Raw genomic sequence first — 12,572 nt, 5'->3', positions numbered from 1 at the left:
CGCCCTGCTCGGCGTACTGCGGTGTCCGGTGCTGAACAGCCTTACTCGTCGTGCTCCTGCGGGGGCAGCGCCGCGATGAAGGCGTGATCCTTGTCGATCTTGCCCATCTTGGACGCGCCGCCGGGCGAGCCGAGGTCGTTGAAGAAGTCGACGTTGGCGGTGTAGTAGTCCTTCCACTGCTCCGGGGTGTCGTCTTCGTAGTAGATGGCTTCCACCGGGCAGACCGGCTCACAAGCTCCACAGTCGACACACTCGTCGGGGTGGATGTAAAGCATCCGGTTGCCCTCGTAGATGCAGTCGACCGGACACTCCTCGACGCAGGCGAGGTCCTTGAGGTCAACACACGGCTGCGCGATGACGTAGGTCACTGGTACTCCTCCTATAGCCAGCAGGCGCAGCGGACTGGGTGCTGCGGTGCGGTGTTCCCGATGCTCATATGGTGGTGGCGCTACCTAGTATCACGGTAGTACCCGCCCCACTCTGCCAGGAGTCCGCATCGTGTCAGGCCTCAGTGCCCGTGATATCGGCCACCGTGTCGTGGTCCGCCACCGGCTTCCGGGCGGCCAACTGACCGATGTGATCGGGGTGTTGCAGTCGTACGACGCGAGTTCGCTGGTGGTCCGGCACTCCGACAGTACGCCGTACGAGGTCCGCGTGGAGGACGTCTCAGCAGCCAAGCAGATTCCCCCGATGCCGCTGCGGCCGGTGGACGTCGAGCAACTCTTCCTCACCACCGCCCTGGGGCGCCCCGCCGTGGAGACCGCACACGTCGGCCAGTGGCTGCTGCGGGCCTCTGCAGGCTGGACGGGACGAGCCAATTCGCTACTGCCCGCCGGTGACCCCGAGATGCCTGTCTCGGAGGCGCTGAAGCGGGCTGAGGTGTTCTACGCCGAGCGGGGGCTTCCCCCGCTGGCCCTGGTTCGGCTGGAGAGTCCTGTCGTGCAGGAGTTCGAGCAGCTCGGTTGGGTGGACGCCCGGCCGGAGGAGGCCGACGTGTTCGTCCTGCACACGACGCTGGACCTGGTGAACGGCGTACCGCAGTACGAGGTGAGTGTCAGTGACAAGCCGGACGCCGGTTGGTACGGGACGGCCTTCGAGGGCACTCCCCCGGCTGTGGCGCCCACTGTGATGGAGGGTGCTCCCAAGACCGCCTTCGCCGCGGTGGAGCTGGACGGCAAGGTTGTGGCAGTCGCCCGCGGCGCCATGACGGGCCACTGGCTGGGTGTGGACGCGGTGAGGGTCGATCCGGCGTACCGGCGGCGTGGGCTCGGCACAGCCCTCGTGCAGGGCCTTGCACGCTGGTCTGGACAGGAGGGCGGCCGCCGGACCTACCTGGAGGTCGTCTCGTCCAACCTGCCGGCCCTGACGACCTACCAGAACCTCGGGTACGCCGTTGCCTATCGCTACCGCTATCTCACTGCCGGGAGTCGGTAGTCTCGGCCCATGGCTGAGTTGGAGCGACCGGCGTACGCGGGTGACTACGAGGGCACGGTGCGGGTCGAGTACACCCCGCACCCCGACGACGGGGTCGCCGATCCGGGCGAGGTGGTCTGGACCTGGGTGCCGTTCGAGGAGGACCACACCCGCGGCAAGGACCGGCCGGTGCTGGTCGTCGGCTCGGACGGGCCGTTGCTGCTGGCGCTGATCCTGACCAGCAAGGACCACGACCGCGACGCGGCCGACGAGGCCCGCTGGGGCCGGGTCTGGTTCGACATCGGCGGCGGCCCCTGGGACAAGGAAGGCCGCAACAGCGAAGTACGGCTGGATCGCGTACTGCGGATCGACCCGGCCGCCGTCCGGCGGGAGGGCGCTGTGATCGGCGAGGAGATCTTCAACCAGGTCGCGGCGCAGCTGCACGAGCTGCACCGGGCATGACAAAGGGCCGCCCCCAGCAGGGGACGGCCCTCAGTCGTTGGCTCTGAGATTCAGCTCGGCGGCGAGGCTCAGCTCGGCGGCCGGGGAGTGCCGACCGGCGGCGTCGGCTTGCCCGCGCCCGGAGGCGTGGTCTCCGTCCCCGGCGGCGGCGTGGTGCCCGGCTTCGGGCCGCACTTGATGGTGTCGGCCGCGTTGTAGTTCGTGGTGAAGGACTCGGTCTTGACCCGGGCACCGTTCTTCGCGAAGTACCGGTAGATCTTGATGTCGAAACCGGCGGTCGGCGCCTGCGGCCGGCAGTTCGCGGCGGTGTCGTAGACCAGGCCCGGGCTGCGGAAGTTGGTCTTCTCGGACTTGCCCGCGGTGATGTCCCAGACCTTGGTGCCCCAGATCTTCACCGTCAGGGTGCCCTGACCGCCGGGCTTGGCCGCGGTGAAGAGGGTCTGCACGTAGATCCCGTGGCCGGAGTCGTTGAGGAACTTCAGGTCGACCGACGGCCAGGCCACGGTCGCCTCGCGGCCGATCGGGTAGCGGTCGATGTAGACGCTGTGGGCCTTGTGCTCGACGTCCTTCAGGCCGGCGAAGAAGGCCGCGTTGAAGGTGGTGGTCGCCGACTGCGAGACGCCGCCGCCGAGGTCCAGGACGAACTTGCCGCCGCTGATGATGTTGCCGTCGGTGAAGCCGTTCTCGCGGGTCCGCTCGCCGACGATCTTGTTCAGGCTGAACGTCTCGCCCGCCTTCAGCAGGGTGCCGTCGATCTTGCGGGCGGCGGTGCCGATGTTGACGTTGCGGTACTCGGCGTAGGGGAAGTGGGTGGTGGACTCCCCCATCACCTCCTTGATCCCCAGCGCCGCGGCGGCCTCGGTGGTGACGGCGGCCTTGGTGTGCGCCAGGCCGACCGCGGCGGTGCGCTGACCGGACGGCTTCGGCAGGATCGCGAGGATCGCCGGCACCACCTTGTCGCGGGCGACCACCATGCCGTCGACGGCGGGGATGACCTTGACCTTGCCGGCCACGACGCCGATGGTGGCGTCCTTCGGCAGCGTCTCGAGGGTCTTGAACCGCTCGGCGAACAGCGGCTCGAGCAGCTTGGCGTTCAGGCTCGGCGTGAAACCGCCGTCCTTGGCGACCAGGGTGAGCGCGGGAGCGAGCTCCTCGGGCTGCAGATCGGCCTTCTTGTCGCCGACGGTCAGCCGGACCGGGCCGGACATCGCGGGCACGGCGTACTCGGTCATCGCCTTGTCGATGGCCTCGCTGCCGGCCTTCGGCTTGGTCACGCTGACCTGCAGGTCCTTGGGGTTGCCGTCCGACGGGAAGCCGGACAGCACCGTCTCGGTGGCCTTCTCGTTGTCCAGTTGCAGCCCGTCGGCCGACGGGTGCTGGACGGCCTTGGCCTTGACGAAGGTGATGGTGCCCTCGGTGGCCGGCCGGTTCACCTGCGCGGCCAGCTTGTCGATGGCCGCCTTCAGCTTGGCCTCGTCCTTGCCGACCACCGGCTCGATCGCGTCCCCGCCGGTCATCGCGCGCAGGATCCGGGCCGGGTTGAGGCTGCGCCCCGCGCCCGCCTCGGCGACGGTGGCGTCGACATCGAGCGTCAGGCCCGCGTCAGCCGGCTTCACCTGGTACGTCGTCTGGCCGGCCTTGACGTTGATCGGCAGCAGCAGGCGATCCTTCAGACCGGCCTGCAGCTTCGCCTTCGCGTCGTCCTCCGACAGACCGCCGAGGGGAATCCCCAGTACGGTCGTATCCCCCGGGACCTTGTCGCCGGTCAGCGCGAACGCCGCGCCGTAGGCGACCACGAGCACCCCGAACCCCGCCGCGGCAATGATCCCCGCGAGCTTGTTTCTCCCCACCGGACAGAGTCCTCCTGCTCGAGACCAGATAACAGCAACGGCACAGACTACAGGACAGGGCAGACTTATCTGCCCCCGAGTGCCCTGTACTGGCCCTCGTAGTAGATCAGTGCGGCAGGGTCATCCAGCTGCCCTTCACCAAGGCTCAGAACCTCACCGACAACGATCGTGTGGTCACCGCCCGGATAGGTCGCCCAGGTCCGGCACTCCAGCCATGAGAGCGCTCCCTCGATCACCGGGCACCCGGTCTTCGGACCAGGCTGGGTGGCGACCCCGTCGAACTGCCCGTAGAGGTCCCGCCCCGACTTGGCGAACCGCGTCGCGAGCTCCCGATGACTGTCGGACAGCACCGACACCGCCCAGAACCCACAGTCCAGTACCGCGTCGTGCATCCGGACCCCGTGATCCACACAGACCAGCACCAACGGCGGGTCCAGCGAGACGGAGGTGAACGCGTTGGCGGTCATCGCGTGCGCGATCCCGTCCTGCGACGTACTCATGATCGTGATCCCGGACGCGAACCGGCCCAGCGCAGTACGGAAGTCTCCGGAGTCGATACTGCCGCCGGGTTCCGTCACCCCAGCAGCCTAAGTCCCCCAGCTGGTTGACGCCTCAACCCCGCGTGTGGGACCGGTCACTGCTCAGCCGGCAACCCGGCCAGGAGTCCGCGTACGTCGTCCGCGAGCGGCGATCCGTGCGCCTCGTACAGCTGCAGCGCAGTAAGCCAGTCCTCGCGGGTTTGGTCGCCCCGGCCCGTTGCTTGCCAGGTACGCCCACGCCGGAGTCGGATGTTGGCCTCCCGGTCCCAGAGTCCGTGCTCCGACCTCTCGGCAACTGCTCCTGGGTCAGCCCCGCCGACGACCGGTACCTCCGGAGCAACTCACCGAAGTCAGCCATGTCGGCAGATGATAGTCACGCCCGGTCAAGCAGCAACCGGACGTCTTCGGTTGCGGCGGCGCCGTGGTACTCGTAGATGCCAAGTGCTCGCCGCCACGCGTCGGCTGCCTCGGCCTTCCGGCCCAAGGCACTGAGGCGGTTGCCGAGGGCGACCTGGATGCGTGCCTCGCAATCCCACTGCGCCTGCTCCTGCGCGAGCAGGAGGGCCTCCGACAGCACAGCTTCGGCCTCGTCGAGGCTGCCGGCGCTGACCAGCGTGGCCCCGAGTCGTTCGAGCACCGCGGCGACGTTGAGCTGGTCGTCCAGTTCGCGGTAGCGGGACAGCGCCTCGCGGTACGACGCCTCCGCGTCGCCGTCCTGCCCGGCCTCGGCCAGTGACTCGCCGATGATGCGATAGCGCATCGCCAGGTTGCCTGGCGGCGCGCCGGCCGCCCGATACAGCTCCAGCGAGCGTTCGAAGGCGGCTCGCTGGCCCGCCAGGTCCTGCTCCTTGCCCGCGGCCATGCCCAGGATCAGCTCGATCCAGGACGCGATCCGCTCGTCCGGCCGATGGTCCTGCACCTGCTGGGCCACGGCGCGGGCCTCGGGCAGCCGGTTCGCCCGTTCGAGCGCGTGGCCGAGGTTCACCAGGGCGGTCACCTCGAAGCCCTGCTCCCCCATCTCCCGGGCGGAACGGGCTGCCTGGGTCAGGTACTCGACGCCCTGCTCGAACTCCTCCAGCTCGTTACAGACCAGACCGAGGTCGAAATGGATCATCCCGCTGCTGACCGGATCGTCGAACTGCCCGACGACACCGGCCGCGGCCTCCAGGATCGCCCGCCACTCGCTCCACCGTTTCCGGGTCTGGCCGAAGTCGTTGATGCCCGCGGCGATCCGGACCACCGCGAGACGCTCGGCCGGAGATCCACCGGCCGCGGCCCGAACGGCGGCCACACAGTTGGCGCGGTCCGCATCGAGCAGGTCGGTCGCCGTTTCCAGATCGAGGTCCTTGACGGAGATCGACCACCGGGGGTCCCGCCACGCATCGGACATCGCCCCCATGCCGCTCGTCTCCTCGATCCGCCACCCCAGCGCGAGGTAGTGGTCGAGCACCCTGCCGCTCACGGCCTCGCGATCAGAGCTCCGGGTCTTCTCCCGGCCGATCTCCCGGACCAGATCGTGCATCCGGTAGCGGTGCAGTTGCGGCGTCTCCAGCAAGCTGACGTCCACCAGGTGCTCCAGCGCATCCTCGACCTCGTCGATCGGCAGGTCCAAGGCCGCGGCCGCGGTCCGCAGTGCGAAATCGTCGACGCCTAGCAGGGCTACGATCGGGAACACCGCGGCGGCGGTCCGTGCGACCGTCCGCGGATCGGCGGCCAAGGCTCGCAGCGACAGGTCGATGCTCGCCCGGACACCACCGCCATCGGCCGACAGGACCTTCGCCCGGGAGCTTTCGAGCTCGTCGGCCAGCCGCCTGAACTTCTTGTCGGGCTGTCCTGACAGAGACCCCGCGGCGATCCGCAGAGCCAGCGGAAGGTGACCGCACAACCGAGCCACCGCCAGCGCCGCCTCCCGCTCCTCCTCGACCCGCCCCTCCCCGAGTACTGCGGCAAAAAGCTCCAGCGCCTCCTGATCCGACAGCACATCGAGACGCAGCTGCCGCAGACCAGCCACCCCGGTCAGCTGCTTTCGACTGGTGATCAGCACAGCCGATCCACTCGTGCCGGGGATCAGCGGAGCGACCTGATCGCTGCTGGCCGCGTCGTCGAGCAGCACGAGCAGCTTCCGGCCGGCCAGCGCCGATCGGTACCGCGCGGCAGCCTCGGCCACCTCGCGAGGAATCTGACTCTCCTGGACGCCGAGCGCCCGGAGCAGTCGCTGGAGCAGCTCGAGCGGCTCAGCCGGCCGCCCGCCGCCGTGACCCCCGAGACTGACGTACAGGAAGCCGTCCGGAAAGTCGTCGGCCAGCAACCTCGCGCCGTGGACCGCAAGCGTGGTCTTGCCGACGCCGCCCATCCCCGCGACAGACACCAGCGCGACGGCCGGAGCTTCGCGCCCCAAGGCGTCGACAAGTTGCCGAAGCTCAGCGGTCCGGCCGGAGAAGTCGTCGATGTCGGCGGGCAGGTCGTGCGAGGCCGCCTGGCGTCGCCGCGCGGCCTCCTCCAGCCGCGACAGGTCGGCCTCGGACAGTCCGAGCGCCGCCACCAGCTGTTTGATGGTCGACGGTCGCGGGTGGCGCCGCCGGCCGGCCTCGAGGACGCGGATCGCCTCGACGCTCAGCCCGGCTCGCTCGGCCAGTGCTTCCTGGGTGAGCGCGGCCTCCCGCCGGAAGCCGCGCAGCAACACACCGAACGCCGGGGCAAACGTCATGCCGACGATCGTAGACCCGCCCGGTCGGGGCGGTTCCGAGCTAGCTCAGAGGCCTGCGAAGAGGTCGGTTTCCACGCCGTCGGGGCCGGGGGCCGGGGTGCCCTTGACCAGGCGGTAGGACTCGCTGCCCCAGATCTCCAGGCCGTTGTTGTTCGACAGGGCGAAGAACGGGCCGTCGACGGTGATCTGGGTGGCGTGCGCCTTCATCGCGTTCATCTTGCGGTCGAGGAAGCCCTCGGCGGAGATCACGCAGTCGACCAGGTGGTCGGGGGTGATCATCGGCGGCATCGGGCCCTCGGGGTCCATTCCCTCGAAGGTGGTGCTGTCGCCGGCCTCGCGGAGCCGGCGCAGGCTCTCCCGCATCGACGACTCGGCCATCGTCGGCCAGTAGATCTTCGCGATGTCCCAGGGCTCACCGAGGTCCTCGCGGTACGACCGGGCGGCGGCCAGCGCGGCGGCGTAGGTAGCGACGCGGTGGGCCTTGATGTGGTCCGGGTGGCCGTAGTTGCCGAACTCGTCGTAGGTGATCAGCACCTGCGGCTTGACCTCCCGGATCACCGGGACCAGGTCGTTGGCCGCGGCCAGCAGGTCGGCGTCCCAGAAGCTGTCCGGCCGGGTCTCCAGCGGGACGGCGGCGTTGCCCTCGTCGTTGTAGATCATCCCGGTGTCGCGGTACTTGCCCGGGCCGCCGAGGAAGCGGTGGTCGGTGACGCCCAGCTCGTCCATCGCGGCGGCCAGCTCGCCGATCCGGTGCTTGCCCAGCCCGTCGGTCTGGTCGCTGGCCAGGTGCTCCAGCTCCGGCACCAGCACCTCGCCCTCCTCACCCAGGGTGCAGGTGATCAGGGTGACCAGGGCACCCTCGGCGACGTACCGCGCCATCGTCGCGCCGTTGTTGATCGTCTCGTCGTCCGGATGCGCGTGAACCAGCAGCAGGCGGCGGTCAGGAAGCTCGGTCATGGCCCCAACCCTACGTGGGCCGTCGGACAGAATCCCGGCGCCTTTTCAGGCGCCGGGGCGCTCCGGCCGGCTCAGCCGAAGCGACGCACCAGCAAGCAGCCCGCCTGGAACCGCGACCTGGCGCCGAGCCCGGCGATCAGCGCGCTGATCTCGGCCCGGACGGTCCGCAGCGACAGTCCGAGCTGCCGCGCGATCGCGGCGTCCTTCGCCCCGGTCGCCATCAGCCGGCCGATGGTGACCTGGCGGCTGGTCAGCTCCTTCGCCGCCCCCGGCGTCGCGCGGCGCGATCCCAGCTCGTAGACCTCGCACACCACCTCCGGCGCGAAGTCCTCACGTCTGACCGCAGGTACAGCCTGGTAAACCGACATCCTCATCCCCTCCCCAGTCGTCTTGCAGGTTCAATTCTCGACTGGTCCAGACCGGCTCACCAGGTACAACCCATACAGTTCACCCATACAAAAGTGACGATCGGTGGAGGTGTACGGGGTGGAATCGCAGTTCGCTGCCCTGCTCCGTCGCCATCGGACCGCCGCCGGGCTGACCCAGGACGAGCTGTCGGCAGGCTCCGGCGTCAGCGTGCAGGCGATCAGCACCCTCGAGCGCGGCACCCGGCGCTACCCCCAGCTGAGCACCGTCGAAGCCCTGGCCGAGGCACTCCACTTGGATCCCGACCAGACAGCCTCGCTGGCCGCCGCAGCGTCCCGCCGGGGCCGGACCGACAAGGCCAAGGCCAAACCGGCATCACCGGCCTCCCCCAGACAGCTGCCGTTCGCCAGTGGCGACTTCACCGGCCGGGTCCGTGAGATGGAGCTGCTGACCAAGCACCTGACCACTGCCAAGGGCGTCAGTGTGACAGCCATCACAGGCATGGGCGGCATCGGCAAGACCACTCTGGCCATCCACACAGCTCACCAGCTCGCCGAGCACTTCCCGGACGGCCAGCTGTACCTCGACCTGCGCGGCTTCGGCATCGGCCCGCCACTGGAGCCGCTGGACGCCCTGACCTATCTACTGGAGGACCTGGGCGAGACCCCGCCCGCAGACCTCGCGGCAGCAACCTCTCGCTTCCGTACTTCGCTCGCCAGCCGCCGCCTCGTGCTGCTGCTCGACAACGCCTCCGACAAGGAGCAGATCGAGCCGCTGCTGCCCGGGTCCGGCGGCTGCGCGGTCATCGTGACCAGCCGGCGGAGCATGGCCGGACTGGCCGGCCGCCAGTTCCCACTGGGCGAGCCGCCGCTGGAGGAGTCGATCGAGATGCTCCGCCGCATCTCGGAGCGCCCGGATGCCCCGGAGGACGACTGTGCCGAGGTGGTCCGGCAGTGCGGCGGCCTGCCGCTGGCGATCCGGATGGCCGGTGCCCGGCTGGCGTCCCGCCCGACCTGGCCGGTGGCCCACCTGGCCGAGCGACTTGCCGACGGCCGTCGCCGACTGGACGAGTTGCAGCTGGACGACTCCGGAGTACGGGCGACGCTGGTGCTGTCGATCGAGCAGCTGGCGGGCAGCGACGATCCTGTCGACGTACAGGCCGTCACTATGTTCGCGCTGCTCGGGCTGTCGGACTCTGTCGAGCTCACGTCGGCACTGGCCGCCGCACTGTCCGACAGCCCCGAGCCGGAGGCTGCCGTAGTACTGGAGCGGCTGGTGGACGTACACCTGCTCACGACGCCCAGTCCCAGCCGGTACAGGTTGCATGACCTCGTGCGAGTGGCTGCACGGGAGCTGGCCGAGCAGATGCTGACTGAACCCGACAAGGCTGCCGCCACTACTAGGTGGATCAAGCGGGTCTCCGCTGTCGTCTGGAAGGCCAGCGAGTACGCCGGCCACGGGGTGACCCGGGAGGCCTGGCTCGACAAGGAGTGGCTCGACGGCGCTCAGGACCTGGCCGAGCAGGAGCATGTCCTCGCCTGGCTGGACAACGAGCGGACCACTCTCGTCGGCACCGTCCAGCGGGCGGTCGCGGACCAGCCTGGCCTCGCAGTACAGCTGGCCATCGGGCTCAACGCGTACTACACGAGTCGCCGGGCCTGGCTGGAGTGGCTGCAGGTCAACGAGGCCATCCTGCGTCTGGTCAGCGGTGGCCCCGACCGCGTCGCGGAGGGACTCGTCCTGCATGACCTGGGCGCGGCCCACGCCGAGCTGGGGCAGTACGAGCAGGCCGTGGCTCCCCTAAGACAGGCAGTCGACACAGCCGAGGCTTCCGGCGACGGCAACCTGCAAGCGCTCTGCCTGAGCAGCCTGAGCCATGTGCTGGAACGCACCGGCCGTACCAACGACGGCATCCCGTACGCCGAACGCGCTCGCGAGATCGGCCTGCGACTCGGCATCCCTCCCCGCGCCGCCTGGGCCTGCCTTGCCCTCGGCATGCTCTACCTGAAGACCGGGATGCCCCAGTCGGCCGAGCGGCACTTCGCCGAGGCGATGCAGATCCTGGACGAGCCGGGACTGGAGAAGTACCGCGGCATGATCGCGCAGAACGTGGGCGTCGCCTACCGGGAGGCCGGCGAGTTCGAGGTGGCCGGCAACGCGCTGCGCGAGAGTCTGATCCTGTACCGGACCGCCGGGGCATCGATCCCGCAGGCCGAGGTACTGAACGAACTGGGCCGGCTCCGGATGGCCGAAGGCCGGTACGCCGAAGCGATCGCCGCCCAGAGCGAGGGCCTGGCGATCGCCGGCCAGCACGGCGACTGGCTGGTCGAGGCGGACATCCGCAAGAGCCTCGGCGAGGTGCACCGGGCCGAAGGCAAGCTGCCGGAGGCAAGGCGGGAGTGGCGGATCGCGCTGTCCATCCACGAGCAGCACAACGCGCACGGCGCCGCGGCGCTGGAGCAGCTCCTCCGGTCCACCTGACACAGCAGAAGGGCGGCTCCCCGAGGGGAACCGCCCTTCTTTCACCTGACTACGGCGAAGGTGCTACCTCGATCAGTTCGCCTTCTTCAGCGCGATCTGGGTGAGGTCCGGCAGACCACCCGAGTTCGGGTCGGCCACCGCGTTGTCGATGTTCGAGCCGACGACGTAGACGTTGAGGTCCTGAACGGTCGGCACCAGCGGCGCCGTCTTCATGATCTCGGCGTAGACGTCGGACAGGCCGGAGGTGAGCTTGGCCTTGTCGGTCTCCTTGTTCAGCTCGGCCAGCTTGTCCCAGCCGGCCTGGCTGCGGCCGTAGTTGTTCTGCGCGGCCTTGTTCGTCGCGGTGGTGTCCGGTCCGAGAACCGGCGGCACGACGGTCGCCAGCGACGCCCAGTCCGGGCACCAGCCCGCGGTGATCAGGTCGGTCGCGGAGTTGTCCTGCTGCTGGGTCGAGTAGTAGTTGTCGCCCGGGATCTTGCGGATGTCGATGTTGACGCCGATCGCCTTCCAGGACGCCTGAGCGGCCTCGGCCGCCTTGACGGCCAGACCCGAGTCAGCGGTGCCGAGGACGAGCTTCTCGCCCTTGTAGCCGGCCTCGGTCAGCAGCGCCTTGGCCTTCTCCTTGTCGCCTTCCGGCGGAGCCTTGAAGGTCTCCTCCGGCTTGTAGCCTTCCAGGTCCTGCGGGATGACCGAGTCGACGACTGCTGCCAGCCGCTCGCCACCACGGCCGTCGCGGTAGCTGGTGCGGTCGAGGCCGTAGTACAGGGCCTCACGCAGCTTCTGGTTCTTCAGCAGCGGCTTCTGCTGGTTGAAGGCGATGTAGCGGCGGCACAGGTCGGTGGACTCGATCACCCGGTCCTTGACGTTGGCCTGGTTCGTCTTGGCGATGTTCTCCGGCTGGACACCGGCGAAGCTCACCGAGCTCTTGTCGGCCGCGCCGTCGGCGAACAGCCGCTGGTCGACGGTCGCCTCGGCGTCACCGAACTTGAAGATGAACTTGTCCGGCTGCGCGGTGCGCAGGGTGTCCGTCTTCTGGTCCCACTGGTCGTTGCGGACCAGCACCAGCTGCTTCTTGCGGGTGTAGGACTCGATCTTGTACGGGCCGGAGGAGACCGGCTTGTTGTCGTACGCGGTCTTGGTGTCCTTGGCCTTCGGCACCGGCGACCAGATCTTCATGCTGGCCGCACCCTCGAAGGTGGTGACCGGCTGGTTCAGCTTGAGGACGACGGTCTTCTCGTCCGGCACCTCGATCGCGGTGCAGCCCTTGCCGCCGTTGTTGCCGGCGACGTACGGGCCCTTGTAGCCCGGGCAGTCCAGGTACTGCTTGGCGTACGGCGCACCCTCGGCCATGTCCGCGGCGAAGGAACGCTCGGCGCCGTACTTGATGTCAGCGGCGACGATCGGCGTGCCGTCCTCGTACTTGATCCCGTCCTTCAGCTTGAAGGTCCAGGTCTTGAAGTCCGGCGAGCTCTCGTAGCTGGCCGCCAGGTCGTTCTCCAGGACCGTCTTCTTCGCCTTGGCGTCGTAGCGGTACTCGGTCAGCGTCCGGGTGATCAGCTTGCCGATCATGCCGGAGTCGGTGACGAAGTTACGTCCCGGGTCCAGGTGCTCTACATCATTGACGTGGTAAACGGTGACGGTGCCCCCCTTGGCCCCGGCCGTGCCTTCAGTAGTCTTCGTGCCGGCGTCATCGCTGCCGCCACCGCAAGCGGTCGCCAGCAGGGTCACGGAGACTCCTGCGGCAACTACCTGTCCTACTCGTTTGGCATACTTCATAGCCAGTAGTTCCTTCCTTGT

Annotated in this window: 10 protein-coding genes; 3 read left to right on the top strand and 7 right to left on the bottom strand. The window is 68.8% G+C overall.

Annotated features, from left to right (window positions below; all coding sequences use genetic code 11):
- Positions 1–41: 41 nt before the first annotated feature.
- Positions 42–368 carry a ferredoxin gene (gene fdxA / locus AB0P21_RS22305; protein ID WP_020385626.1) on the bottom strand — a complete coding sequence of 109 codons (327 nt, stop codon included), beginning with the start codon at positions 366–368 and terminating at the stop codon, positions 42–44.
- A gap of 130 nt (positions 369–498) precedes the next feature.
- On the opposite strand from fdxA, the gene AB0P21_RS22300 reads away from it, so the two are divergent.
- Both AB0P21_RS22300 and AB0P21_RS22295 read left to right on the top strand, forming a co-directional pair.
- Entirely contained in the window at positions 499–1,434 is a 936-nt protein-coding gene (locus AB0P21_RS22300) for a GNAT family N-acetyltransferase (RefSeq protein ID WP_363699048.1), read from the top strand.
- A gap of 9 nt (positions 1,435–1,443) precedes the next feature.
- Positions 1,444–1,875, top strand: a complete 432-nt coding sequence (locus tag AB0P21_RS22295) for a type II toxin-antitoxin system PemK/MazF family toxin (protein ID WP_363699047.1) — start codon at positions 1,444–1,446, stop codon at positions 1,873–1,875.
- Between the two features lie 68 nt (positions 1,876–1,943).
- Here AB0P21_RS22295 and AB0P21_RS22290 read toward each other — a convergent pair whose 3' ends face one another.
- From AB0P21_RS22290 to AB0P21_RS22270, 5 genes are all read right to left on the bottom strand, one after another.
- Complete coding sequence (locus AB0P21_RS22290; RefSeq protein WP_363699046.1) at positions 1,944–3,725, bottom strand: VanW family protein; 1,782 nt, start codon at positions 3,723–3,725, stop codon at positions 1,944–1,946.
- Between the two features lie 65 nt (positions 3,726–3,790).
- The gene (locus tag AB0P21_RS22285; RefSeq protein ID WP_363699045.1) at positions 3,791–4,303 is read right to left on the bottom strand and encodes a flavin reductase family protein; all 513 of its coding nucleotides are present in this window, start codon (positions 4,301–4,303) and stop codon (positions 3,791–3,793) included.
- Between the two features lie 334 nt (positions 4,304–4,637).
- Entirely contained in the window at positions 4,638–6,971 is a 2,334-nt protein-coding gene (locus tag AB0P21_RS22280; protein WP_363699044.1) for an NB-ARC domain-containing protein, read from the bottom strand.
- 45 nt (positions 6,972–7,016) lie between these two features.
- Positions 7,017–7,928, bottom strand: coding sequence for an N-acetyl-1-D-myo-inositol-2-amino-2-deoxy-alpha-D-glucopyranoside deacetylase (mshB, locus tag AB0P21_RS22275; protein WP_363699043.1), 912 nt, complete (start codon positions 7,926–7,928; stop codon positions 7,017–7,019).
- A 71-nt stretch (positions 7,929–7,999) separates the two neighbouring features.
- A complete protein-coding gene (locus AB0P21_RS22270) occupies positions 8,000–8,296 on the bottom strand; it encodes a LuxR C-terminal-related transcriptional regulator (protein WP_363699042.1) in 297 nt (98 codons plus the stop codon).
- Between the two features lie 118 nt (positions 8,297–8,414).
- On the opposite strand from AB0P21_RS22270, the gene AB0P21_RS22265 reads away from it, so the two are divergent.
- Positions 8,415–10,775 (top strand): tetratricopeptide repeat protein, encoded by a 2,361-nt coding sequence (locus tag AB0P21_RS22265; protein ID WP_363699041.1) that lies wholly within the window; start codon positions 8,415–8,417, stop codon positions 10,773–10,775.
- 72 nt (positions 10,776–10,847) lie between these two features.
- On the opposite strand, the gene AB0P21_RS22260 is transcribed toward AB0P21_RS22265, so the two are convergent.
- Complete coding sequence (locus AB0P21_RS22260; protein WP_363699040.1) at positions 10,848–12,503, bottom strand: ABC transporter substrate-binding protein; 1,656 nt, start codon at positions 12,501–12,503, stop codon at positions 10,848–10,850.
- Positions 12,504–12,572: the final 69 nt, after the last annotated feature.

This window comes from Kribbella sp. NPDC056861, from assembly GCF_040687575.1.
Lineage (GTDB): Bacteria > Actinomycetota > Actinomycetes > Propionibacteriales > Kribbellaceae > Kribbella.
The sequence above is the reverse complement of the archived record's forward strand: the minus strand, read 5'-3'. Positions and strand labels throughout refer to the sequence as shown.

Bases quoted from the DNA above. Each gene is read 5' to 3' on its own strand.
- AB0P21_RS22280 (WP_363699044.1), bottom strand. From the start codon at position 6,971: ATGACGTTTGCCCCGGCGTTCGGTGTGTTGCTGCGCGGCTTCCGGCGG.
- mshB (WP_363699043.1), bottom strand. From the start codon at position 7,928: ATGACCGAGCTTCCTGACCGCCGCCTGCTGCTGGTTCACGCGCATCCG.
- AB0P21_RS22295 (WP_363699047.1), top strand. From the start codon at position 1,444: ATGGCTGAGTTGGAGCGACCGGCGTACGCGGGTGACTACGAGGGCACG.
- AB0P21_RS22270 (WP_363699042.1), bottom strand. From the start codon at position 8,296: ATGTCGGTTTACCAGGCTGTACCTGCGGTCAGACGTGAGGACTTCGCG.